This window comes from Aureibaculum marinum (assembly GCF_003813905.1).
In the GTDB taxonomy this organism is placed as follows: domain Bacteria; phylum Bacteroidota; class Bacteroidia; order Flavobacteriales; family Flavobacteriaceae; genus Aureibaculum; species Aureibaculum marinum.
Genome location: NZ_RPFJ01000098.1, coordinates 24285 through 47616 on the forward strand (window position 1 = coordinate 24285; position 23332 = coordinate 47616).

At 28.7% G+C, this 23332-nt stretch carries 26 protein-coding genes, 1 tRNA gene and 1 riboswitch; of the genes, 22 read left to right on the forward strand and 5 right to left on the reverse strand.

The annotated features are described in order from the left end of the window. The first annotated feature begins 67 nt into the window (after nt 1-67). From EGM88_RS15140 to EGM88_RS15165, 6 genes are all read left to right on the forward strand, one after another. Nucleotides 68-877 (forward strand): hypothetical protein, encoded by an 810-nt coding sequence (locus EGM88_RS15140; protein WP_123899256.1) that lies wholly within the window; start codon nt 68-70, stop codon nt 875-877. A 52-nt stretch (nt 878-929) separates the two neighbouring features. Next, nucleotides 930-1187, forward strand: coding sequence for a hypothetical protein (locus EGM88_RS15145; protein WP_123899257.1), 258 nt, complete (start codon nt 930-932; stop codon nt 1185-1187). Nucleotides 1188-1192: 5 nt separating this feature from the next. Further along, nucleotides 1193-1912, forward strand: coding sequence for a DUF1266 domain-containing protein (locus EGM88_RS15150; RefSeq protein ID WP_123899258.1), 720 nt, complete (start codon nt 1193-1195; stop codon nt 1910-1912). Between the two features lie 372 nt (nt 1913-2284). Continuing rightward, a complete protein-coding gene (locus tag EGM88_RS15155; RefSeq protein ID WP_123899259.1) occupies nt 2285-3196 on the forward strand; it encodes a DUF6892 domain-containing protein in 912 nt (303 codons plus the stop codon). 18 nt (nt 3197-3214) lie between these two features. Beyond that, a complete protein-coding gene (locus EGM88_RS15160; protein WP_123899260.1) occupies nt 3215-4471 on the forward strand; it encodes a DKNYY domain-containing protein in 1257 nt (418 codons plus the stop codon). 532 nt (nt 4472-5003) lie between these two features. Continuing rightward, a complete protein-coding gene (locus tag EGM88_RS15165) occupies nt 5004-5543 on the forward strand; it encodes an SIMPL domain-containing protein (RefSeq protein ID WP_123899261.1) in 540 nt (179 codons plus the stop codon). 29 nt (nt 5544-5572) lie between these two features. On the opposite strand, the gene EGM88_RS15170 is transcribed toward EGM88_RS15165, so the two are convergent. Beyond that, nucleotides 5573-6382, reverse strand: coding sequence for an aminotransferase class IV (locus tag EGM88_RS15170; RefSeq protein ID WP_123899262.1), 810 nt, complete (start codon nt 6380-6382; stop codon nt 5573-5575). Between the two features lie 60 nt (nt 6383-6442). After that, nucleotides 6443-6829 (reverse strand): START-like domain-containing protein, encoded by a 387-nt coding sequence (locus EGM88_RS15175; RefSeq protein WP_123899263.1) that lies wholly within the window; start codon nt 6827-6829, stop codon nt 6443-6445. 177 nt (nt 6830-7006) lie between these two features. Between EGM88_RS15175 and EGM88_RS15180 the strand changes: the two genes are divergently transcribed. The 7 genes from EGM88_RS15180 (at nt 7007) to EGM88_RS15210 (ending at nt 12316) form a co-directional block, all read left to right on the forward strand. Then, a tRNA-Met gene (locus EGM88_RS15180) sits at nt 7007-7080 on the forward strand. Between the two features lie 185 nt (nt 7081-7265). Further along, entirely contained in the window at nt 7266-7724 is a 459-nt protein-coding gene (locus tag EGM88_RS15185; protein WP_123899264.1) for a hypothetical protein, read from the forward strand. A gap of 40 nt (nt 7725-7764) precedes the next feature. Beyond that, nucleotides 7765-7980: a hypothetical protein gene (locus EGM88_RS15190; protein WP_123899265.1), complete on the forward strand. Its 216-nt coding sequence runs from the start codon at nt 7765-7767 to the stop codon at nt 7978-7980. A 17-nt stretch (nt 7981-7997) separates the two neighbouring features. Further along, a complete protein-coding gene (locus tag EGM88_RS15195) occupies nt 7998-8894 on the forward strand; it encodes a 3-hydroxyacyl-CoA dehydrogenase (protein ID WP_123899266.1) in 897 nt (298 codons plus the stop codon). Between the two features lie 58 nt (nt 8895-8952). Beyond that, a complete protein-coding gene (locus EGM88_RS15200) occupies nt 8953-10713 on the forward strand; it encodes an APC family permease (RefSeq protein WP_123899267.1) in 1761 nt (586 codons plus the stop codon). Between the two features lie 196 nt (nt 10714-10909). Next, nucleotides 10910-11671 (forward strand): exodeoxyribonuclease III, encoded by a 762-nt coding sequence (locus EGM88_RS15205; RefSeq protein ID WP_123899268.1) that lies wholly within the window; start codon nt 10910-10912, stop codon nt 11669-11671. A 27-nt stretch (nt 11672-11698) separates the two neighbouring features. Further along, nucleotides 11699-12316, forward strand: a complete 618-nt coding sequence (locus EGM88_RS15210; protein ID WP_123899269.1) for a MarC family protein — start codon at nt 11699-11701, stop codon at nt 12314-12316. A gap of 68 nt (nt 12317-12384) precedes the next feature. Here the strand turns inward: EGM88_RS15210 and EGM88_RS15215 are convergent, their stop codons facing one another. Beyond that, nucleotides 12385-13020: a 7-cyano-7-deazaguanine/7-aminomethyl-7-deazaguanine transporter gene (locus tag EGM88_RS15215; RefSeq protein WP_123899270.1), complete on the reverse strand. Its 636-nt coding sequence runs from the start codon at nt 13018-13020 to the stop codon at nt 12385-12387. Nucleotides 13021-13024: 4 nt separating this feature from the next. Continuing rightward, nucleotides 13025-13069, reverse strand: a riboswitch (PreQ1 riboswitch). Nucleotides 13070-13284: 215 nt separating this feature from the next. Here EGM88_RS15215 and EGM88_RS15220 point away from each other — a divergent pair. Next, nucleotides 13285-14781 (forward strand): MDR family MFS transporter, encoded by a 1497-nt coding sequence (locus tag EGM88_RS15220; RefSeq protein ID WP_123899271.1) that lies wholly within the window; start codon nt 13285-13287, stop codon nt 14779-14781. 53 nt (nt 14782-14834) lie between these two features. On the opposite strand, the gene EGM88_RS15225 is transcribed toward EGM88_RS15220, so the two are convergent. Then, complete coding sequence (locus EGM88_RS15225; RefSeq protein ID WP_123899272.1) at nt 14835-15998, reverse strand: THUMP domain-containing class I SAM-dependent RNA methyltransferase; 1164 nt, start codon at nt 15996-15998, stop codon at nt 14835-14837. A gap of 179 nt (nt 15999-16177) precedes the next feature. On the opposite strand from EGM88_RS15225, the gene proC reads away from it, so the two are divergent. From proC to EGM88_RS15245, 4 genes are all read left to right on the forward strand, one after another. Continuing rightward, nucleotides 16178-17032 (forward strand): pyrroline-5-carboxylate reductase, encoded by an 855-nt coding sequence (gene proC, locus EGM88_RS15230; protein WP_262696523.1) that lies wholly within the window; start codon nt 16178-16180, stop codon nt 17030-17032. Beyond that, a complete protein-coding gene (gene proB, locus EGM88_RS15235) occupies nt 17025-17810 on the forward strand; it encodes a glutamate 5-kinase (RefSeq protein WP_123899274.1) in 786 nt (261 codons plus the stop codon). The genes proC and proB overlap by 8 nt, the downstream gene beginning before the upstream one ends. Before the next feature lie 29 nt (nt 17811-17839). Further along, nucleotides 17840-19039 carry a glutamate-5-semialdehyde dehydrogenase gene (locus EGM88_RS15240; protein WP_123899275.1) on the forward strand — a complete coding sequence of 400 codons (1200 nt, stop codon included), beginning with the start codon at nt 17840-17842 and terminating at the stop codon, nt 19037-19039. An 80-nt stretch (nt 19040-19119) separates the two neighbouring features. Continuing rightward, complete coding sequence (locus tag EGM88_RS15245; RefSeq protein WP_123899276.1) at nt 19120-19311, forward strand: hypothetical protein; 192 nt, start codon at nt 19120-19122, stop codon at nt 19309-19311. A gap of 26 nt (nt 19312-19337) precedes the next feature. On the opposite strand, the gene EGM88_RS15250 is transcribed toward EGM88_RS15245, so the two are convergent. Next, nucleotides 19338-19718: a Fur family transcriptional regulator gene (locus EGM88_RS15250; RefSeq protein WP_123899277.1), complete on the reverse strand. Its 381-nt coding sequence runs from the start codon at nt 19716-19718 to the stop codon at nt 19338-19340. Nucleotides 19719-19953: 235 nt separating this feature from the next. Between EGM88_RS15250 and EGM88_RS15255 the strand changes: the two genes are divergently transcribed. The 4 genes from EGM88_RS15255 (at nt 19954) to EGM88_RS15270 (ending at nt 23165) form a co-directional block, all read left to right on the forward strand. Next, nucleotides 19954-20703: a 5'-nucleotidase C-terminal domain-containing protein gene (locus tag EGM88_RS15255; RefSeq protein WP_123899278.1), complete on the forward strand. Its 750-nt coding sequence runs from the start codon at nt 19954-19956 to the stop codon at nt 20701-20703. Beyond that, nucleotides 20703-21617 carry a bifunctional metallophosphatase/5'-nucleotidase gene (locus EGM88_RS15260; protein WP_123899279.1) on the forward strand — a complete coding sequence of 305 codons (915 nt, stop codon included), beginning with the start codon at nt 20703-20705 and terminating at the stop codon, nt 21615-21617. The genes EGM88_RS15255 and EGM88_RS15260 overlap by 1 nt, the downstream gene beginning before the upstream one ends. A gap of 124 nt (nt 21618-21741) precedes the next feature. Then, nucleotides 21742-22467 carry a class I SAM-dependent methyltransferase gene (locus EGM88_RS15265; protein ID WP_123899280.1) on the forward strand — a complete coding sequence of 242 codons (726 nt, stop codon included), beginning with the start codon at nt 21742-21744 and terminating at the stop codon, nt 22465-22467. Then, nucleotides 22464-23165 (forward strand): ZIP family metal transporter, encoded by a 702-nt coding sequence (locus tag EGM88_RS15270; RefSeq protein WP_123899281.1) that lies wholly within the window; start codon nt 22464-22466, stop codon nt 23163-23165. The genes EGM88_RS15265 and EGM88_RS15270 overlap by 4 nt, the downstream gene beginning before the upstream one ends. Nucleotides 23166-23332: the final 167 nt, after the last annotated feature.

A 23332-nucleotide genomic window follows, 5' to 3' on the forward strand; every position in this document is an offset into this window, starting at 1 on the left:
TTGACCCGATAAATTATATAAACTCAATGCGTTTATATAGTTGTTACCAACAAGCTAAAAAAAACGAATGACAGGAACATTAGATCAAATTATTGCAATAACATCTTTCGGAAATGAATACCTGAAAAAAGGACAACTAACTGATTTTTATCCACAAAACTCAACTTTTCAATATTGTGATTTTGTTGATTTCAGAGAAATAAATAAAAACAACATTTTCAATTCTAAAAAAGAAATTATTGTTTCTAAAAATCCAATTGAATGGTTTGATTATTTAAAATCTGAAAATTGCTTAAAACTTCGACTTTACTATCAAACAGTTAAAGAAGACGATTATAAAATGGCAGGCTTTGTTGGAGGTGGAGGAAATTGGTTTATAGAAACAATGTATACGAATCATTCAGATTTATGGATTAGTCGATGGAATCACGATAAGAATTTGGCTGAAAAACCTTGGCAAGTAACATACGGAAAGGTAATTGAAAAAAACTCAATTATAAATCAACAATTAGACATTAACGAAATACGAGAAAAATTAAAAACTTGTCTTGAAAAAATATCTGAATTTGCTAATCAACATGCAACAGAAAATTGGGGACAAATATTTGATAAAGCACAGGAAACTCTTGATAATAAGAATCCCGAATCTGGCTTTTATCACAATGACTTAATTATTTTGGACAATTATGATTTGCAAAACCGACAATTATTAATGTCAGCGAGTAAAGCATTTGTATTCGGAGGGATGGGGTCTTGGAATGATATGTGGTTTGATAAAAAAGAAGTTGAAGAAGAATATAATAGATTATCAAGTGAGTTGTATGACTTGATAATGAAATCTATAACTTGTGCTATAAACAAAGATAGAACAGAATAGAATCAGTTGCAACAATATATACAAACTCGGTACAAAACATTAAAAGCAAAATATGAGTAAACTTATCAACATTTTAGAAAAGCAATATCAAATATGGCTTTTCTTAATTGGAATTGTACTGATTGTGGGTGGGGTTTACTTTTTTTTAGACATAAAATCTATGGAAGAAGCTGGTAAAGAAGTGCATATGAATAAATTGTTTAAATTGGTTTATAACTTTGGTGGAAAATATACAATTCTTGCATATTTTGAAGTTATAGGGCTTCTATCATTAATTTCAGGAATACAAACAATTAAAAATAAATTATAATTATTATGAGCGAAAATACTTACTACATTATGGGAGGAATTGCAATCGTTTCTGCAATTTACTTAATCTTTGCAATTACTTTTGTAAGAAAAAGAAAGAAAAAACAACTTGAGAAATTTGCTAATATTAAACCCTTAAATAGAAATGAAAAACATGCATTAGTTTTTGGAGCAATCCTTTTTTATCATAGAGGTGAAGATATATTAGAAATTAAACCAAAGGATTCTATAGATACGTACAAAAACGGACTTAGAGATTCTTGGGAAATAACAAATAAAGAAGAAGCATTTGAAACAATAAATAATTTAATTTCTTTAGAAAGAAGTAAAGAATTTGACCCCTATTTAGAACAGCCTTCCTCTGACTTAATTACAATACAAAAGAAAATTGCTAAAGGTTTAAAATTAGAACTAGAAGAAGTTCAGAAAACAAAATCAACTTTTGCTTGGGATACTTGTAGGTCTGTATCATTAACAAAATGGTGTTTTTGGTGTGGGTATTTATCAGAACAAGAATGTTGGGAACTTATAAATAAAGCAGTAAAAGTAGCACAAAGTTTAGGTTCAAATTGGAAAAACTATACAATTTCATTTTTACTAGGAAGAACAATGCAAGGTTTTGATTTAGACGATGTTATAATAGAATCTGAACAACTTTTAAGTGGAAAAACTTTATTTGGAAAAAAAGAATACTTAAGCGTTTATTCAAATTTCCCTTTTAATTAAAATACTAAACTTCCTTTTTGGTAAAAAAGACGAATATACATTCCGTTTTATAAGTTTTAACAAGTGATCGAATAAAAGGAAATAACCAAACAAAAAGATACAGTTTATTAGGTGTTGAAATTGACAATATTATAATAAGTAAAATATAAATATTGTTTTAAAACTCCATGTAAAATTAATTTCTTGGTATAGGTCTACTCGTATTTCCCTTAATAAATTCCTCGGGATTAGTACACTTTTACTAATTCCGGAGGTTAAACAGAGAAACAAGCAGAGGTTGCGATGGCTTTTTTAACTGTTAAATATAATACGATTTTGAGAAAATAAGCAAGCTTCACTATACCTACGCAACTTATTAATAACATAGAACTTATGTTTGACATATTTAACAAAAAAAATAAATCTTCACACCTTACAATTAGCATTGCTAACGATAAACTTTATATTAATGGCAAAAGTATTGAATTGCCGATACATAGTAACATGCTCGCGGAATATCTAGGGAAACCATCTGAATCTAAAGGAAATGAAATTCACTGGAAAGAGTTGGGGATAAGTACGAATCCACACCCAAACGGTCGAGCAAATCATTTGACCTTGTATACAGATTATAATCCAATGGAAACTAAATCCAAGGCAGAACAAAAACCTTTTTTCACTGGAAAAATAATTGTGGATGGTATTGAAATCAATAAAAAATGTTTTGACAATATTACGATGCGGAAATATGAGGTCAAGCACTTTACTTATACAGGTAAAAAGAGTCCTTGCTTGATTAGTATTTCATACAATGAAATTTTTGACAAAGACTCAGTAAAACCTGAATTGACAAAAGATAAATATGCTATTAAAGAACTGGATGAAGAACTCATTGAATTTACGGATTTTGGTTTTAAACTATCCATTATTCAGGAATTGATGTATAGCAAAGAGCTTTTAGAGCCCAAATTTGACTTATATGAGTTTGTAGAATGGTACGACAAAAGAAAGATAGATATTGAAAAAGAAGGGTACGAACCCATCCCAGAGGTAACTCAATATTTTAAGGATTTACCAATTCCCAAAAAATATGCATCCGAAATCACCGAAATATATCAAGATGGAGGCAATGATATTTATATGCAGTTATTAAGGTTTGGTGAAGGCTGGGAAGATTATTGGGATATTGAAAATATTGAAGATGTAAAACAGTTTCCAAACTTAAAAAAAGCAGTATTATGTTATGCAAAGGAAAATGTGGTTGATGAATTAAATCAAATAGGCATTAAATCAGAATGGTTATAAACAAAACAATATATAATAATGGCAGAACCAACAGGAATCTTTATTGAATTTGAAATTGATGAAAAGGGCATAAAAAAAATTCTTAATCATAAGTTTGAAAAAGCTTCTTATAATAAAAAACTTGGGTATTATTTTTGTGAACTGCTATACAACTGCAATAATAATCCTGGTAATGTATTTATATTAAATTATAATTTAAAAACTAAAAAATGTTTTATTGCATATGTGCTGAATTATTTTGACAAAACATTATTAGATCCACTCATAGATACCTTACCTATTATCAGTGCATTAAAAAGTCCTGAAACAATTGAATACGCTATGGTTTCTTCTACATTTCCTGAGGTGTTAGAAGCCTATAAAATTACAGATAGAACAGTAGAGCTAATCAGTCAAAAGTTACCATCAGATATTGTAAAAAATTTAATGGATAAATTTTGGTCTTTTTCAGAAAACAATGCATTTCCCGAACCTAAAAAGGCATTAAGTAAAAGAAATTATTTTTATAAAAACTTTAAAAATTATTATAAAAGATACCTAGCGTATATTGATGAAATAGAGAGGCCCAATAAAATTGCAAAAGCGACAAAGGAAAACCCATTTCATTTATTTGATAATTTTTATACCTATGACAATAGGGTATTTGAGTTTAGAAAGCATACCAATCAAATTATAGAACTCCCTCAATCAGACCCAGTTTCATTTAGGGACGTTGCAGGAATTAAGGCCGATAAAAATTTTGTCTTTAGTGCAATACTTGCACCAAACTCACCACCAAGTACAATCAAAGTCGGTGCTTTTACCAAAAACAATCCGGATGCTATTTGGAAATGGATTGCGATAGAAGGAATTGATGGAGATAGTTTTAATTATGTAAAGGAAAAATGGGACACGGTATATTGGAAAGATAAAAACGCTGTATTCATTTATAAAAATAAAGAACTTATAAAATTAGAACTAGCAGATAGTAGCACATTTACTTATTTAGACTTTTGTTATGGTAAAGACAAAAACAATATATTTTATTTAGATAAAGTAATTCCTATTGATGTAAATAATTATACCTTAAATAAAAATGGATTTATTTTTGATAAAAATAATATCTTTCATTACGAAAACAAACTAGAACTAGATGCTGAGACCTTTAAAGTTTTAAAATATGAGTCTGAAGTAAATCCATTTATGGGCGAATTTATTTTGGAGGATAAAAATGGTCAATATAGTTACAACAGAAAAAGGAAAATAGAAGTAATACGATCCATAACAAAGTATTAAAATAATACTAATAAAAGTGACCAAAGCATGTTTTTATTTGGAGAAATATTTAACTGGTACCTTGAATATAATTATTCTACTGAACAGAACAACTTTTGTTGGTATGTAAGAGGATTATGATACAGAGTAGGGAAGTTGGAAAATATAAACATTTTATAAAAAATAACGTTTTAAACTTAAACCGCATAAAAATAATTGCTTTTTTGGTTCACCAAAGGTTTGTGCTTATTTTTAAAGTCCTAAATATTTAATTTGGTTATAGTAAGAGAAAAAATGTTTAATTATAAATAGCTGAATTTATAAATGGAATTACCTAAATATAACAAAACTATTATACTTATTTAGAAAGAGATAAAACAATATAAATCAGATTGTAACAATGTATAAAATTTATTACAAAATTTAGGATTCTACCAATAATCTTTGCAAAGTTTAATTCAATTTTCACTTACAAAATTAATAGTAAAACCACACAACTAATCAAATACAAAAGCGTTAACATGTATACCTTTTATTTATAAATTAATAGAATATGAACAATACAATAGAAGTAGTAGGAAGTGTAAAAATAGAAAGAAAAATTTCTAAATATAGAGTAAAAATAAGTATAGTAGTTGATCAGAACCCTTATGGAGATGAAAAAGGTTCTGATTTAGCAGAAATTAAAAATCAATATTATTTAGCATTAGTTGAAAATGGAATTGATGTAAGTAAATTTGTAGAAGATGCTTTTGAATATCGTGCCAATAGTAATCAAATGGAAGGTACGTTATTAAAGTATGAATGTACATCTCAAAAGGAAATGAGTAAATTATTAGATATTAGAGTTTCTGGTATTTATGTTAATTTAATTGAGTGTAAATATATCATTGAAAAGGATACATATACTAAATTGATAGATGAAGCCTTAGCTGATGCAAAAAAAAGAGCAGAAATAATTGCTTCAAAAATTAATAAAAAAGTTGGTGAAATAGTATCGGTATCAGATAATAGAATTCTTAATAATTATTGGTCTAATTATAATGTGTATGATGAATTTTTTGATTTAAAAGTTGTTTATAAAACTGAATAAAAAGTTACCATATCAATAAAATAGTTTGTTTAAGGATTAAAATTATTTCGTAAATAATTAGAAACGTCAGTAGTAAAAGTTTTTTTTCTATAGTTGGTTACTTGCTGTATGCCAACTATTGCATTGGTTAAAAAAACTTCATCAGCTTTTTGAAGCTCAAAAGGAGACAATTCTCTTTCTTCAATATTAAACTCACCGTCTTTAGAAATAAACTCTATTAGTTTTTTTCTAAAGACGCCTTTAATACATCCTTCTGAAAGGGGAGGAGTACTAATTGTTTTACCTTTAACTAAAAATATATTGGCATTTAAAGCCTCTACCAGTTGTTTTTTTTCATTGAGTAAAATACAGTTATCTAATTCATTTTCATTGGCATAGATACTGCCTACCACATTTAGCGTTTTAGCATTGGTTTTTAGGGTAGATAACACACCAGAATAGACATAATAATCTTTAAATAAATCAACCACATACTTATTTTTTAATTGAACAGTTAACGGACTTGCTTCTACTAAAAAATGAGTATTATTGGTAGTTGGCAAATACAATCCACCATCTTTTCTATTAACCGTAAAACGTACTCGGGCATCTGTTAAGTTATTAGCTTTAGTAGTTTTTAAAATTTCTTGTTCAAAAAATTCTAAAGTAAATTCCATAGCAATATTCATACGAAGCATTCGCATAGATGCCATTAATCTAAAGTAATGATCTTCTAAAAAAACAACATTACTATTTTTTATTTTAATAGTTTCAAATAAACCGTCACCATATTTAAAAGCTCTGTTGTTAACACTTAAATTAGGTGGAGTTTCTAATATATTACCGTTGTAATTTATCATTTCAGTTATAAAAAAAGCCTCGAAAAATCAAGGCTTATAAGTTTTAGCTTAATTAAAATATTAAGCTCCAATTATTTGTTTTAATTCTGCAATCTGGTTTTCCCAAAACATTTTTCCTTCTTCAACCTCATCTTCATCATCTGCGAAATCAGTTATTACTAAAGAAACATCAGAGGTTAAATCGTCAACAACAATTTTAAATTCAAAAAAAGTGTTATCTTCTTCATCGGTAAGCCATTTGTATTTTATTCTTTCGTTCGTTTTATAAGACAATCTTTTAGCTTGTTCTTCTGAACCGTCCCATATAAAAGTGTAAATATCACTTCTTGAATTAACATTATCAGCAAACCATTCACTTAATCCATCTGGAGTTGAAAGATATTGGTATAAAAAACCAGGTGAAGAGTGCATTACAAATTCTATACTATATTTAACTTTATCTGCCATAGGTTAATTTTTATCTTGGCTGAGCAATATATATATTATCTTAAATTAAAAAAAACTTTTTTGATAAAAATAATTAGAAAGAATTCTTGCCACTGAAAAATTTGTTTTTATATTTGCACACTCAAATTTTGATGGTGCTCTAAAGAACATTAGTATTAAAGTTTGAAAATATTATTTGGCGAGGTAGCTCAGTTGGTTAGAGCGTCGGATTCATAACCCGGAGGTCTCGAGTTCAAATCTCGATCTCGCTACATTAAAAAGGCTTTCAGTTTTAACTGAAAGCCTTTTTTTTATGATAATAATTCTTATAACATTGCGGGTTACATTATAAATACTTCACTACTTTTTATACTGACTTAGGTCATTTCTTTTGGATAAACATGTATGTATCTTTAAAGTATAAATGTTCTCTTTAAAAGAGATTAATTTCAAAACAATGTATGATTTTAGAAATAGACCAAAAGACAATTACATTCACCACGCAAATTGGAAACAACTTTTTATTCTAACCGAATATTGGAAATCTGACCTTTTGTTTTATCAAGACGATTTAAAGTTTTTACATCATTTAATTGATAAGTATTTTCTATTAATTTCTAAAAAAGATAATGTAGATAAGGTTTTAGAAATTGAAGTGAATCTACTAAATGTAGATAAACAATGTGCTTCACTTTTAAAGAAAACGAATAAACATTTACAGTATTTAGCAGAATTAATTGATAATCCTTTTGCATATGATGCTCATAAATTTAAAATTGAACATGAAATTCTTGAAGATAGCTTGGCTCAATTTGTAAAAGATTTTAGAAACAATAGAAAAGAAGTTTTTAGAATTACGGAATATATTATGGATCATGAACAGCTAGTACATCAACTAAATACTGTTAACAAATAGTTTTATAAGAATTTAATAATAACCGTAAACAACTTCAATAGTGAAAACGCTACAAAACATACTTAAAGAAATAACAGAACTTACTACAACTTTAGAAACTAATTATCCTGAACTTTATAGGTCCTTAGATGAAAATCCATTAACTATACCAACACTTGAACATCCGCAGATGGATATTAGGGTTATGGATAACTATTTAGAAAGTCTAAAAAACTTATTGGAAAGTTATTTAGAAGAAGAAAAAATTAAAGAATAATTAAAATTTTATAACAAATGAACTATAAAAATATCACCATTGCAGGAAGTGGTGTTTTAGGGTATCAAATAGCTTTTCAAACAGCATTTCACGGATTTAATGTAACCGTTTATGATATTAATGACGATGCTATTTTAAAAGCAAAATCTAAATTTAGTAATCTTAGCGAAGCCTATAAAAGAGATGTAAATGCAACAGAGCAACAAATAGAGTTTACATGTAAACATTTGCATTATACTTCTAATTTGGAAGAAGCAGTTAAAGATACAGATTTACTTATTGAAGCTGTGCCAGAAAATCCATCCATTAAAATAGATTTTTATAAAAAGTTAGCCAAAGTGGCACCTGAAAAAACTGTATTTGCTACAAACTCTTCTACATTACTACCAAGTCAGTTTGCAGAAGCCACGGGCAGACCTTCAAAATTTTTAGCATTGCATTTTGCCAACACCATTTGGATACATAATACGGCAGAAATAATGGGTCATAGTGCAACAGACAAAAAAGTTTTTAATGATGTTGTAGAATTTGCAAAATCTATTGGAATGGTGGCTTTACCTTTACACAAAGAACAGCCTGGGTATATTCTAAATTCGTTATTGGTACCATTATTAAGTGCAGCAACTCAATTATTGGTCACTGAAGTTGCTGACATTCAAACGATAGATAAGACATGGATGAAAGCAACAGGAGCACCAATTGGTCCATTTGGTATTCTTGATATTGTTGGAATTACAACAGCATATAATATTGATAAAATAGCTGCAGAGAAAACTCAAGATGAGTTAAAAATAAAAACGGTAAACTATTTAAAAGAGCATTATATTGATAAAAATAAATTAGGAGTAGCTACAGGAGAAGGTTTTTATAAATATCCAAATCCTGCTTATAAGGATGTTGATTTTTTAAAATAGAAGTGTTGGTTTCTATTGAAATGGGTTAAATATTTTAATTTATAAGTATGAGACACTCATGAAAAGTCATAAAAAACTAAATGTATTAGCATCTACAGCAATATGCGGAAATGATATTAGTTCATCTGTGCTATACGTATCTGCTTTAGCTATAGCTTTTGCAGGGCAATATGCTTGGATAACCTTACTTATTGTCTCTTTTGTACTTTTTTTATTTCGAAAAATTTATGGAGAAGTAGTTGGGGCCTTGCCTTTAAACGGTGGAGCCTATAACGCTTTGTTAAATACAACAAGTAAATTTATGGCATCTTTTGCTGCTACCTTAACCTTGTTGTCTTACATGGCTACTGCCGTAATTTCGGCCAATGAAGCCATTCATTATCTTCATCATTTGGTTCCTGCAATCCCTATAATAATAGCAACCGTAGTATTGTTAGGCTTTTTTGCTGTACTTACTATTGGAGGGGTTTCTGAATCTGCAAAAGTAGCTATTGGTATTTTTCTTTTTCATTTGACTTCTTTTGCAGTGCTCAGTACTTTTATTGTCTATTTTCTTGTCAATAATGGCTTGCAACAGTTTCTAGAAAATTGGAGACTACCAATTATAGGAGGAAGTATAACCAAAGCTATTTTTCTTGGTTTTGCAGCTTCTATGTTAGGTGTTTCTGGTTTCGAAAGTTCTGCAAACTTTGTAGAAGAACAGCAAATGGGAGTTTTTCCTAAAACATTAAAAAACATGTGGATGGTAGTGAGTATTATAAATCCGCTTGCAGCACTTTTTGCACTCTCTTTATTTTCAATACCTATTTTGCAAAGTGAAACCTATCAAAACACACTGTTGATAGAAATGGCATCACATGTTGGTGGCAATTGGTTGGCCATTTTAATTGGTATTGATGCTTTTTTAGTACTTAGTGGGGCTGTATTAACAAGTTTTGTTGGCGTTTCAGGATTGCTTGAGCGGATGGCTTTAGATAGAATTTTACCTCAATATTTTTTAAAGAAAAATAAAAAAGGAAGTTCTTATAGAATTATTCTTATTTTTTTATTCTTAACTATTTCTGTTTTACTTATTACCAAAGGAGATGTACAGCTATTAGCTGGTGTATATACCATTTCCTTTTTATCGGTAATGACACTTTTTGGAATTGGTAATATATTATTAAAAGTAAAAAGAAATAGTTTACCAAGACCTGAAAAAGCAGGTTGGTTGGCAATTTTAATAGCCATATCTGCGGTTGTTTTTGCTTTAATAGGTAATATTTCCATGAAACCTGAAGCTGGAGATCCAAGCAATGTAGCCATCTTTCTTGAATATTTTATTCCCGCAATAATATTTATAACGGTGATGCTTAACAGAACAGTATTGTTGAAATTACTTCTTAAAATTATTCATTCTGTTTTTGACCCAGTGCGTAGTTTTGTAATGAAAGCTGATAATAAAATAATATCAGTAATTGATGATATTAACTCACAAGAATTTGTTTATTTTACTAAAGATGATAATGTAGAAACCTTGAATAAAGTACTCTTATACATTCAAAAAAATGAACATACAAAGAAGTTAAAAGTGGTTACTGCATCTATGAAAGAAAATACAATTTCTAAACAATTTAGAAATGATATTAAAGTAGTAGATAGAGAATATCCTGAAATAAAAATTGAATTTATAGAACTTAAAGAACAATTTGGACCAGAATTAATCAACAAACTATCAAAAGAATGGGATATTCCAATTAATTTTATGTTTATAGGTTCTCCAGGAGATCATTTTCCTTATAAAATAGAAGAATTAGGCGGGGTACGTTTAATTATTTAATCGCTGATTTTATAAGAGTATTTTTAATAATCATAAAAGTTAATGGTGATTTATTAATTAGATATTACAATTAAAAAATATATTGTGTAATATTGTTTTATAAGAAAAAAGTTATTAAACTATGGTCTTTATAAAATATAGAACTTAAACAAACTTTCACACATTAATAAATAGCTTAATTAAAACAAATTACATAATGAAAATTGTCTCTTGGAATATTAATGGAGTTAGATCTATTGTAAAAAAAGATTTTTTCGAATCAATTAAAAAGTTAGGTCCAGATATAGTATGTCTGCAAGAAACCAAAGCACAAGACAAACAAGTTGAAGAAGCATTATTGCCAATGGGCAATTACTATAAATATTACAATTCTGCAGAAAAAAAAGGATATTCTGGTACTACCATATTGAGTAAAACAGAGCCACTATCGGTAAGTAATGATATGGGAATTTTAGAGCATGATGCTGAAGGAAGAATACAATGTGTAACGTATAGAGATTTTTATTTGGTAAATGTTTATGTGCCTAATTCTGGACAAAAATTAGATCGTTTGGAGTATCGAAAAAAATGGGATGAAGATTTTTTAACCTATTTAAAAGATTTAGAAAAAATAAAACCTGTAATTGTTTGTGGCGATTTTAATGTTGCTCATCAACCTATTGATTTAAAAAATGACAAATCCAATTACAATAAAACAGCAGGCTATACTCAAATTGAAATTGATGGGATGGATAATTTTATAAAAAAAGGATTTATTGATACTTTTCGATATTTTAATCCTACTCAAATTGCTTATTCGTATTGGAGCTATCGTTTTAAATCTAGAGAACGTAATACAGGATGGCGAATTGACTATTTTTTAGTCAGTGAATCGATAATAAAAAACGTAAAAAATGCAACTATTTACTCTGATGTAATGGGATCCGATCATTGTCCAATTGGATTAGAAATTGAGTAATTACAAGAAAAAATAATTATATTTTAAATGGAAAGTCTATTTACATTTGCTCTAACAGTATTTACAGGTTTCTTTGCTATTATGAATCCTATTGCAGGTATTCCAGTATTTATTTCCATGACTGGTGATGCTGATTCACAAACTAAAGAACGGATTAGTAGAAAAGCTACGGTTACAGCATTTATAATAGTTGCTTTATTTGTTGTTTTAGGAAAATTTATATTTGATTTTTTTGGTATTACTATTCCTGCTTTTAAAATTACTGGTGGTATTTTAGTGTTTTTTATTGGTTTTGAAATGCTTCAATCTGTAAAACCAACGGCAAAACACCTTAAAAAAGTTGCTATAAATGAAGAAATAGCCATTTCACCACTTGCCATTCCTATACTTGCAGGACCAGGATCTATTGTAACTGCAATGAATTTTGTTACGGATGCCGAGCTAGTGCACATTATTTTAGTAATTCTTATTTTTGGATTAATGTGTTTACTTACCTACGTATGTTTTCGACTTAGTGATTTTATAGTTGAAAAAATAGGAAAAAATATAATTGGGGTTCTTGATAAAATTATGGGGTTAATTATTGCTATTATAGGTACAAATATGGTAATTGAAGGCATTAAAATAGCATTTGATTTGAATTGAAAAACACCTTAAAAAAGAATAAAATAATATGTGTAATGGGAGAATATATTGTAAAATAAAATCTATTGTTATGAGATTCTACGGTGCAATCTTTTTAAAAAGCTATCTAAAATTACTTTGTACAACGGGAGAAAAAATAAGGCATTAATTATAATTTTAAATAAATAATCTACAGCAGCAATTTCTACTAGATTTTCAGAGAGGTAAACATCTGAAGTTTTATAAAAAGCTATTGTAAAAAAGGTAACGGTATCCATTAAATTACCAATAATACCCGAAGCTAAAGGGGCATGCCACCATTGTTGATGTTGCCTAAGTTTATTAAAAATTAAAATATCTAAAATCTGACCAACTACATACGCAGAGAAACTGGCTATAGCTATACGAGCCACAAAAAGATCAAAGCTAAATAACGAATTATACCCTAACCAATTTCCATTTCTAAAACCAACAGTTATAAAATATGAAACCAATAGGGCAGGCAACATAGCATTAAAAATAATGCGTCGTCCAAGTTTTGCTCCAAAAAGACGTACTGTTAAATCTGTAGCTAAAAATATAAATGGAAAAGTAAGTGCTCCCCAAGTAGATTTAAATCCTAAAATGGTCAAGGGAAACTGAACTAAATAATTGCTAGAAGCAATAATAAGAATATGAAAACAGACTAATAAAAATACAATCTGTTGATTTTTTTTTGAGGACATATAATATTTCTTAGTTTTTTATCGTGGGAGAATTTCGAACCACGTGTCCCATATTTTATGGAAAAATAAAAAGCAAAGTAACTACTTTTTTATTGTTTTACAGTAGTAAAATACAATCTTTTTAATTTTAAATAGTGAGTTTAAACAATGTCAAAAAGTACAAGGTTTGTATAATTTTTTTACAAATAATTTATCAGATAAGAACTAATAATCTTTGTTTTAAACTTTACCTTTGCCTGTCAGATTAGTATAAAACATAGTTTTATGAATAACCATAAACAAAGCCCAAAAAGAAAGAGTTTAATATTGGCGGCTTTAATGACAACTATGGCATTGGCAGCAATGGATAGCACAATTGTTGCTACTGCTATTCCTCAAATTGTTGGCGATTTAGGTGGTTTTTCTTTATTCAGTTGGTTGTTCTCAATTTATTTATTAATTCAAACAATTACAATTCCTATTTATGGAAAATTAGCCGATATCTATGGCCGTAAACCCATTTTAATTTATGGAGTAATAGTGTTTTTATTGGGTTCTGCAGCATGTGCTGGAGCTTGGAATATGGTTAGTTTAATTATTTTTAGAGGAGTTCAAGCCGTGGGGGCAGGAGCCATGGTAGCTACTATTAATACTATTGCAGCAGATATTTATACCATTGAAGAGCGTGCTAAAATTCAAGGATGGTTATCTAGTGTTTGGGGTGTTTCGGCTCTTATAGGACCTGCTATTGGAGGTGCTTTAGCAGATTATGTTTCTTGGCGGTGGATTTTTTTAATCAATCTTCCAGTGGGTATTGGTTCAATTACAATGATTAGCTTATTTCTTAAAGAAAAAAAATCAGTAAAATATACAGAGATAGATTGGTTAGGTGCATCTGCATTATTAATTACTGGAGCATTTATTATGTTTGGAATGATGGAAGGAGGTAAATTATGGGATTGGATGTCTTACCAAACATTAATATTTATAAGTATTGCTTTACTATTAATTGTAGTAACTCGTAAAATAGAAGGTGCAGCAAAAAATCCAATCATACCCAAATGGGTATGGAAAAAAAGAGTGCTTGTTGGTGCAAATTTAGCAACTATTGGAATGGGTTGTATGACCATGGGCCCAAGTATGTTTTTACCCGTTTTTGCACAATCAATATTGGGTGTAGGAGCAATTGTTGCAGGTTTTATATTAGCAAGTATGAGTGTAACATGGCCTTTATCTTCTTCTTTATCAGGAAAATTATATTTACGTATAGGATTTAGAAATACAGCATTATGTGGCATTTCTATAGTTATAACGGCTGTTTTAATATTTCTGTTTGTTCCTTTTCCTAGTTCAATATGGACTTTAGTTGGTATTCAATTACTTATGGGAGCAGGATTTGGATTAATCTCAACACCGTTAATGGTAGGCGTTCAATCAACAGTAAAATGGGGGCAAAGAGGTGTTGTTACTGGTGCAAGTATGTTTTCAAGGTATTTTGGTCAAAGTTTAGGTGCTGCTATTTTTGCAACCATTTTTAATTCAAAGTTATTTGAAAAATTAACTAACGCTCCTGAAAATTTAAAAAATGATTTACCAAGAGTAAATGAAGTAGTTGAAGTATTACAGTCTGCAGATGCAGATGCTTCAATTCAAAACTATTTACAACACTCATTCTTTGATGCAACACATTTAGTATATATAGGATTACTTTTATTAGGATTGTTTACACTAACAGTGTTATTGATAACCCCAAAAGATTTTCCAAGTATAGATGAATTTTAAATTGATATAGTAATCTTTAAAAGTTAAAAAATATGGTCGCACTGTAAATATGCTCAATTTTTCATGTATTTTCCTTTTTTGCTACCTTCATACATTTCATATTTTACTAGCCTACACTCTAATTTACCATTAAAGACTTTTATGCGTTTTGAAGTACGTAATCCTACATTTTTAAGTCCATTTTCAAAATCAGAAGTGATAAGCCATGCATTGGTACCAGGATAACCACGTTTTAACGTATTGCCAATTTCTTTATAAAAAACAGGAACATCAATTTCTAAACGTTCACCATAAGGTGGATTAAATAGTATAATTGTTTTCCCTTCAATTTCTTTTTCTGTTCTAAAGAAATTTTCTTGTTTAACGGTAATAAACTCTGTTAAATTGGCATTTTCAATATTATCTTGAGCTTTATAAATTGCAGAAGGGGCTTTATCGTATCCAATTATTTTTGCTGAGGATTCCCTAACTTTTTTTAAGAGAGAATTTCTAATGGTATCAAATAAGTTTGGATCAAAATCAGACCATTTTTCAAAACCAAATTCTCTTCTATTAATATTGGCAGGAATATTATTCGCAATCATCGCCGCTTCAATCAATATAGTTCCACTACCACACATAGGGTCAATAAAATGTTGTGTACCATCATACCCTGTCATCAAAACCAATCCTGCCGCTAATACTTCATTTATAGGAGCAATATTAGTTGCACTTCTATATCCTCTTTTATGTAAAGAATCACCAGAACTATCAATAGAAACGGTACAATCTCTATGTTGAATATGAATATTTATCTGTAAATCCGGATGGTTTAAATCTATATTTGGTCTTTTACCTACTTTAGCTCTAAAATAATCTACAATTGCATCTTTAGTTTTTAAAGATACATAGTGTGAATTGGTGAAATTTTCTGCATTAGCTACAGCATCTACTGCAAAAGTTTGATTGACATCAATATAATTATCCCACTTTATAGTTTGTATTAGATTGTATAAGTCGTCTTCGTTACTAACTTTAAATTGTCTAATTGGTTTTAAGATTCTAACTGCAGTTCTTAAAGCTAAGTTTGCTTTATACATAAAACCTGTATCACCAACAAAAGTTACATTTCTAACTCCAACTTTTACATTCATGGCACCTAAGTTACGTAACTCTTTTGCTAATATTTCTTCAAAACCAAATAAGGTTTTGGCTAACATTTTAAAATTCTCATTCATGCTATTAGGTGTTTTTTAATCTAAATAAAAGTCAATAAGAGTTCAAAAATACATTTATTAAAGAAGTTTTCCATATATCTTGTAATATTCTATAAAAAAATCTTTGAAGATTGATAGTATCATAATTCTTAAAAATTATTGAGTCCATGATTTGGAATAGTCAACTATTTTTATAGGTTATACTCTTAAATAATAACTTTAAAGTAAAACAAATGAAAGTATTAGTAATTGGAGCTGGAAATATGGGGTTAACTTATGCTGAAGGGATGTCTAAATCAAAAATGTTAAAAAAGAATCAAATTATGATTTTAGATACAAGTGATGAAAAGTTAGAGAAATTACATCAAATATCACATTTTGATGCCTATAAAAATTTGGAAGACTGTTTGCCAGAGGCAGATTTGATTTTTATAGCAGTAAAACCATATCATGCAGAAGAACTTTTTAGTAAAATGGTTACATTTTTAAATCCAGAACAAATAATTATATCTATTATGGCTGGTGTAACCATTGAAACAATAATTAAGTTAACCGGATTAGAAAAAATTGTGAGAGCAATGCCTAATTTACCAGCTCAGGTAGGTAAAGGTTTAACTTCTTATGTAACTACAGATAAAGTTTCTAGAATTGAACGTTTAATGGTAGAAAGTTTATTAGATTCTACAGGAAAATCTATAAAAGTTAGTTCTGAAAATTTTATTGATGCTTCTACAGGTATTTCAGGTAGTGGTCCGGCTTATGTATTCTATTTTATGCAAAGTATGATGGAAGCTGCTTTACAAATGGGGTTTTCAGAAAATGTTTCTAGAGTGTTGGTTAGCCAGACTTTTACCGGTGCTGTAGAGTTATTTAACCAGTTTTCTCTTTCCCCAAATTCTTGGATGGAAAAAGTGGCATCTAAAGGAGGAACCACAAGAGCTGCTTTAGATTCTATGGAAGAAAATAATGTAAATGAATTGATAAAAGAAGCTGCATTCGCTGCTTTTAATCGTGCTGTAGAAATGGGTAAAGAAAACGAGACAAAAAATGTATAATCAGAAAATAGTAATTAAAGTTGGTACGAATGTGATGACCAACAAAGACAATAAAATTGTAAGACCAGTATTACGTAATTTAGTACGTCAAATTGCAGAATTATATGAGCGTAATATTATTTGTGTATTAGTATCTTCTGGTTCTGCAATTGCAGGAAAAGAAATTTTAGGAAAATCTAAAATTAAAAATAAACCACAGCGAAGGCAAGTGTATTCGGCTATTGGTCAGCCAAGAATGATGCGATTGTACCAAAATATTTTTCATGATTACGGAATGAAATGTGCACAAGTTTTGCCTACCAAACGCGATTTTAATCCTGGCATTCATCGCGAAAATATGATTAGTTGTTATGAAGGATTATTGTCTGAAGGTGTTATACCTATTGCTAATGAAGATGATGCTGTTTCTGTGACCATGTCTATGTTTTCTGATAATGATGAATTGGCTAGTTTAGTGGCTCAATTATTAAATGTAGATAAGCTTATAATTTTGTCGGATATTGATGGTCTTTATGATGGACATCCACACTCGAACAATAGTAAATTGATAACAAATGTAGGTGTCCAAGAAGATGTAGAACAATACATTCAAGAGAGCAATAAAGGAGAGGCAGAAGGGCGAGGAGGAATGGGATCAAAATTGAATTATGCTCAAAAAACTGCAGCTAAAAATATACCTACATATATTGCAAATGGAAAAAAAGAAAATACAATTATTGATATTATTGATGGTAAAAATGTAGGAACCAAAGTCGCAAAAGGAATTAAATCATCATAACTTTAATTAAATTAACTAATTTTGAATTTATGAAACTTATTACTACAGACATAAAAAATAAGGTATTGCAGTCTTTGATACAAATCTTAGATACAAACCGTGAAACCTTGTTAGAAGCTAATAAAAAGGATTTAGAAGCTTTTACTAAAAACGATCAAGCGATGTATGATAGATTGATTGTAAATTCCAAAAAAATTGACGGAATAATTCAATCTATAAGAGAAGTTAAAGCTCAAGAAGATCCGGTAAATCAAATAATTTCTGAAAATACCTTAGCTAACGGATTAAAAATTGTAAATAAAACAGCTCCATTTGGTACTATTATGATTATTTATGAATCAAGACCAGATGTTACTATTGAGGCTAGTATACTTGCATTTAAGGCAAATAATAAAATTGTTTTAAAAGGAGGTAAAGAGGCAATACATAGCAATGCTATGTTAGTCAATTTTTGGCATCAAGCGTTAACAGAAAATGGATTATCTACTAATGCTGTTCAATTATTAAATATGGATAGGAAAGAGACACAAGCGTATTTAAAAAATCCAACCGAAAAATTAGATTTAATTGTGCCTCGTGGTGGTGAAAAATTAATTGCATTTGTAAAAGAACACGCAAAATGTCCTGTACTTGTAAGTGGAAGAGGAAATAACTTTTTATATGTAGATGAACATGCAGATTGGCAAATGAGTCTTAAAGTTATACTGAATGCTAAAACGGATAAAATTTCAGCTTGTAATGCATTAGATAATATTTTAATCAATAAAAATATTAAAAATTATAATGATAAACTAAAAGAGTTACAGCGGGTTTTAACAGATAATAATGTTTCTATTTTGGTTGATGATTCCGTTAAAAAAGTTTTGACAAATGAAGTATTAATTACAGATGATCAAACTTGGTATGAAGAGTTTTTGGCTATGAAATGTTGTATTGGTGCAGTAGACTCAATGTCTGAAGCGATTGAGTTAATAAATAAGTATTCTGGAGGACATTCTAATACTATAATGACAACTGATAATCAAAAAGCTGAAGATTTTATGCAACAAGTAGATAGTGCAGCGGTATATCAAAATGCATCAACTAGATTTACTGATGGTGGGCAAATGGGAGTAGGAGCAGAACTAGCCATTAGTACAGATAAACTCCATCATCGTGGACCATTAGGATTAAAGCAATTAGTCACAAATAAATACTTTATGTTTGGGAATGGTCAAATTAGAGAATAATAATTCTTAAAATTAGATTACTTAATTAAGGTACTTTAAATAGTAAGATGTTTACTAAAACTATATAAAATAAAAAAATAATGAAAATCTTGTTTGTAAGAAGGAGAACTAGGATAGAAAAACGATATACAAAAAAAATGGGACAACTTAAAGCTAGAGTAACTTATATAAAAAAGTACTTACTTGGCATTCCAATAAAAACACTGCATAAATATAGAGAAACCTATTATGGTGAAGTTAAAGATTGTGAAGAAATTGTGTTGGCAAAATAGAAGTTTAGCTGATTTTACAATTTTTTTTAATCAGAACAAGCTTCACATTTTCCCAGTAGAAGAATATTTGTAGAATCTATTTTATGATTTTTTATAGTCGGTATTTTAACCTCTACAGGTAAACACTCAACTTTATCACATTTTGTACATTGAAAATGTGGGTGTTCGTCTAGATGTTGGTCAGCAGAACATCCGATACTTTTAGCATACCATTTTAAGCCATCTTTCCCATTAAAAGAATGAATAATTCCATCATGTTCTAATCTATCTAAAATACGATAGACCGTTGTTTTATTCATTTTATCTTTTAATAAATCTATTAAATGTACAACAGATGTTGCTTCACCTTTTTGGTTAAAAAATTTTAGTATTGTTGTTACTCCTTTTGTTTTTCTTACAATTCCCATGATACAAAATTAATGCACTCTAGTTGCAATTACAAATTCAATTTTATATTTTCGCAACTTTGTTGCATTAACAGTGTGGTTTTATGATAAAATTACAAGACGTTAGTAAATCTTTTAAAGCTAACCTAGCAGTTACAAATTTTAACTATATTCTTACGGAATCTAGAGGAGAATTAATAGAATCTAGAGTACTATTCTATAAATTTTTAAATTACTTAAATATAATATTATAATAATGAAATTATTACATCTGTTTTGTTTTCTACTTTTAGTAACATCATGTAAAAAAACGAATCCAAATATTACAAAAATTACGGCAAAAAACATTGCCATTGACAGTACCATTCAATCTTCTGTAAAAATAGACAGTATTGTAGCTCCTTATAAAGAAAAATTAATCAGAGAAATGGAAACTACATTAACCTATACGCCAAAAGATTTAACTAAAGAAAGCATTGCTATGCAAACTACTTTAGGTAATTTAATGGCTGATTTATGTTTTGAAATGGCTAGCCCTATTTATAAAAAGGAAACAAATACTTCTATTGATTTTTCTATGTTTAATTATGGAGGAATTCGTACTACAATTGCTTCAGGAAAGGTAACTAAAGGAGATGCTTTTAAGTTAATGCCCTTTGAAAATGAACTTGTAGTTGTTACCATTACGGGAGATAAAATAGAAGCATTAATCAATTACTTTATTGAAAGTAAAACAGCACACCCCTTGTCAAAAAATATTGAATTCACATTAAAAGAAAACAAGTATTCTTTAAAAATTAATGGAAAGAATTTTGATAACAATGCGACATACAATGTATTAACATCAGACTTTTTACAAAGTGGTGGAGATAAAATGAAATTCTTTCAAAGTCCAGAAAAACTAGTGAAATTTAATTATAAAGTAAGAGATGCTATCATCGATTATTTTATAAAAGTGGATACATTAACAGCTGTGATAGATAATCGTGTAACAATTGAAGACTAATGGAAAGAAGAAATTTTATAAAACAAGTAGGTGGTTTTTCAACACTTGCAATGGTGGGAGGTTTAACATTACCTTCATTTATTGGAAATCAAAAACGCCATATAACTATATTGCATACTAACGATACTCACAGTCATATAGAACCTTTTAAACCTAATCATAATAGATATGCTAATAGAGGAGGAGTGGCAAGAAGAGCTACTTTAATTGAACAAATACGGAAGGAAAATAGTAACACATTGTTATTGGATGCAGGAGATATTTTCCAAGGGACACCATATTTTAATTATTATGAAGGTGAGCTTGAGTTTAAACTTATGAGTATGCTAAAATATGATGTAGCAACTATTGGCAATCATGATTTTGATAATTCTATAGATGGCTTATTTAAACAATTGCCCAATGCAAATTTTGATTTTGTTTCTGCTAATTACGATTTTAGAAATACGGTTTTGGATACACATGTAAAACCCTACAAAATTATTTTTAAAGATGGAATTAAAATTGGAATTTTTGGATTGGGTATTGAGTTGGATGGTTTAGTGGATAAAAGAATGTACAAAGAAACCAAGTATTTAGATCCCATTGAAATAACAAAAGATATAACCAATAGGCTTAAAAATGAAGAACGGTGTGATTTGATTATCTGTTTGTCACATTTAGGCTATTATTATAAAAATAATCCTAATAAAATTTCTGATTTAAATTTAGCTAAGATTACAAATAATATTGATTTAATTATTGGAGGTCATACGCATACTTTTTTACCTAAACCTACCATTGTAAAAAATTTAGATGGAAAAAATATGCTTGTAAATCAAGTTGGTGCTTATGGTTTAAACTTAGGTAGAATTGATTTTTATTTTGATGAACAGAATAATAAAACATCAGAAGGAACAACTATTTTAGTGTAATTACCTAATAATTAATGTGTAATGTGAACTGTGATAAAATATAAAGCTGAATAGGTATTATTAATTTATAATGTGAACATACACCTAAATTCAATTCATTACTTTTGCATTTTTAACTAGTAAAATGAAAAAAACAGAGTGGTTTAAAGATTGGTTTGACACAAAATATTATCATATTTTGTATCAAGATAGAAATTATGATGAGGCTCAAATGTTTATGCAGCATCTCATTTCATTTCTTAAGCTTGAAAAAAATAGTAAAATTCTTGATTTACCTTGTGGTAGAGGAAGACATTCTGTGTTTTTAAGCCAATTAGGGTATCAAGTTGTAGGGGCTGATCTTTCAGAAAATAATATAACCTTTGCCAAACAATTTGAAAGTGAAAACTTACAATTTAAGGTGCATGATATGAGAAATCCTTTTCAAACAAAATTTGATGCTATATTCAATTTGTTTACGAGCTTCGGTTATTTTAATGATGATGAAACTAATATTCAAGTACTGCAAAATTTAAAAGATGGGCTGAAAGAAAATGGAGTATTGGTTATAGATTTTATGAATGTTAATTTTGTTAAAAAATCAATTGTTAGTGAAGAGATTATAACAAAAAACGATATTGATTTTCATATAAGTAGAGAAGTAGATGGAAATGCTATTGTGAAAAATATTCGTTTTTTTGCTGATGGGAGAGAACATTTTTATACTGAGAATATAAAGTTTTTACCTTTAGAAACACTTAAAAAATATTTTAGAGCGGTAGGGTTAAAATTAAAGCATACTTTTGGCTCTTATTTACTAGATGATTTTAATATTGATAATTCTAGTCGTCTAATCTTAATTTTAGAATGAATTTTGTTGCTTTAATATTGTCTGTTTTTGTTGGTGTACTTATTGTAGTTGTGGTTAAACCTAATGCTAAGATTATTCAACTTTTTCTTTCTTTTAGTGGTGCGTATTTGTTGTCTATTACGGTATTACATTTATTGCCAGAAGTATTTACATCTCATAAAAAAAATGTAGGTGTTTATATTTTAATTGGTATTTTAGTTCAAACGATACTAGAATATTTTTCTAAAGGAGCAGAACACGGTCATATACATTCTAATAATCATTCACATATTAAAGAAGTACCATGGCTATTGTTTTTGAGCTTATCAATACATGCTTTTTTAGAAGGAATACCATTACACATTGCAAAAGATAATTTATTACTTTGGGCTATAGTAATTCATAAAATACCAGTATCAGTAGTGCTTTTTGTGTTTTTAATACAATCAAATTTATCAAAATCATTAATTTATATATTCATAATTGTTTTTGCTTTAATGAGTCCTTTAGGACTTTTATTTAGTGATAATATTTCGTTTTTTGAAAATTATCATACAGAAATTACAGGAATAATTATTGGAGTTTTTCTACATATAGCAACTGCAATATTGTTTGAAAGTTCTCAAAATCACAAATTTAATATCAGAAAATTTATTGCTGTTTTACTAGGTTTTGCTATAGCTTTTTTAGGAACTCAACTAGGAGGACATGTTCATTAAATTTAGTACTTGTTATTAGGTTAATGTAAATTCAGAAGTTTATTTACTATTACGTTGAAGTGATAAATTGGTTTAACAACAAAAAATAAACAACTTACAAAATTCCATTTTTTAAGTTTACAGCAAACTGACTCTAAACCAATTATGGAGTATTTTTTTTGTAAGTT

Coding starts and splice junctions, on each gene's coding strand:
- EGM88_RS15140 (WP_123899256.1), top strand. CDS start 68: ATGACAGGAACATTAGATCAAATTATTGCAATAACATCTTTCGGAAAT.
- EGM88_RS15145 (WP_123899257.1), top strand. CDS start 930: ATGAGTAAACTTATCAACATTTTAGAAAAGCAATATCAAATATGGCTT.
- EGM88_RS15150 (WP_123899258.1), top strand. CDS start 1,193: ATGAGCGAAAATACTTACTACATTATGGGAGGAATTGCAATCGTTTCT.
- EGM88_RS15155 (WP_123899259.1), top strand. CDS start 2,285: ATGTTTGACATATTTAACAAAAAAAATAAATCTTCACACCTTACAATT.
- EGM88_RS15160 (WP_123899260.1), top strand. CDS start 3,215: ATGGCAGAACCAACAGGAATCTTTATTGAATTTGAAATTGATGAAAAG.
- EGM88_RS15165 (WP_123899261.1), top strand. CDS start 5,004: ATGAACAATACAATAGAAGTAGTAGGAAGTGTAAAAATAGAAAGAAAA.
- EGM88_RS15170 (WP_123899262.1), bottom strand. CDS start 6,382: ATGATAAATTACAACGGTAATATATTAGAAACTCCACCTAATTTAAGT.
- EGM88_RS15175 (WP_123899263.1), bottom strand. CDS start 6,829: ATGGCAGATAAAGTTAAATATAGTATAGAATTTGTAATGCACTCTTCA.
- EGM88_RS15185 (WP_123899264.1), top strand. CDS start 7,266: ATGTATGATTTTAGAAATAGACCAAAAGACAATTACATTCACCACGCA.
- EGM88_RS15195 (WP_123899266.1), top strand. CDS start 7,998: ATGAACTATAAAAATATCACCATTGCAGGAAGTGGTGTTTTAGGGTAT.
- EGM88_RS15200 (WP_123899267.1), top strand. CDS start 8,953: ATGAAAAGTCATAAAAAACTAAATGTATTAGCATCTACAGCAATATGC.
- EGM88_RS15205 (WP_123899268.1), top strand. CDS start 10,910: ATGAAAATTGTCTCTTGGAATATTAATGGAGTTAGATCTATTGTAAAA.
- EGM88_RS15210 (WP_123899269.1), top strand. CDS start 11,699: ATGGAAAGTCTATTTACATTTGCTCTAACAGTATTTACAGGTTTCTTT.
- EGM88_RS15215 (WP_123899270.1), bottom strand. CDS start 13,020: ATGTCCTCAAAAAAAAATCAACAGATTGTATTTTTATTAGTCTGTTTT.
- EGM88_RS15220 (WP_123899271.1), top strand. CDS start 13,285: ATGAATAACCATAAACAAAGCCCAAAAAGAAAGAGTTTAATATTGGCG.
- EGM88_RS15225 (WP_123899272.1), bottom strand. CDS start 15,998: ATGAATGAGAATTTTAAAATGTTAGCCAAAACCTTATTTGGTTTTGAA.
- proB (WP_123899274.1), top strand. CDS start 17,025: ATGTATAATCAGAAAATAGTAATTAAAGTTGGTACGAATGTGATGACC.
- EGM88_RS15240 (WP_123899275.1), top strand. CDS start 17,840: ATGAAACTTATTACTACAGACATAAAAAATAAGGTATTGCAGTCTTTG.
- EGM88_RS15245 (WP_123899276.1), top strand. CDS start 19,120: ATGAAAATCTTGTTTGTAAGAAGGAGAACTAGGATAGAAAAACGATAT.
- EGM88_RS15250 (WP_123899277.1), bottom strand. CDS start 19,718: ATGGGAATTGTAAGAAAAACAAAAGGAGTAACAACAATACTAAAATTT.
- EGM88_RS15255 (WP_123899278.1), top strand. CDS start 19,954: ATGAAATTATTACATCTGTTTTGTTTTCTACTTTTAGTAACATCATGT.
- EGM88_RS15260 (WP_123899279.1), top strand. CDS start 20,703: ATGGAAAGAAGAAATTTTATAAAACAAGTAGGTGGTTTTTCAACACTT.
- EGM88_RS15265 (WP_123899280.1), top strand. CDS start 21,742: ATGAAAAAAACAGAGTGGTTTAAAGATTGGTTTGACACAAAATATTAT.
- EGM88_RS15270 (WP_123899281.1), top strand. CDS start 22,464: ATGAATTTTGTTGCTTTAATATTGTCTGTTTTTGTTGGTGTACTTATT.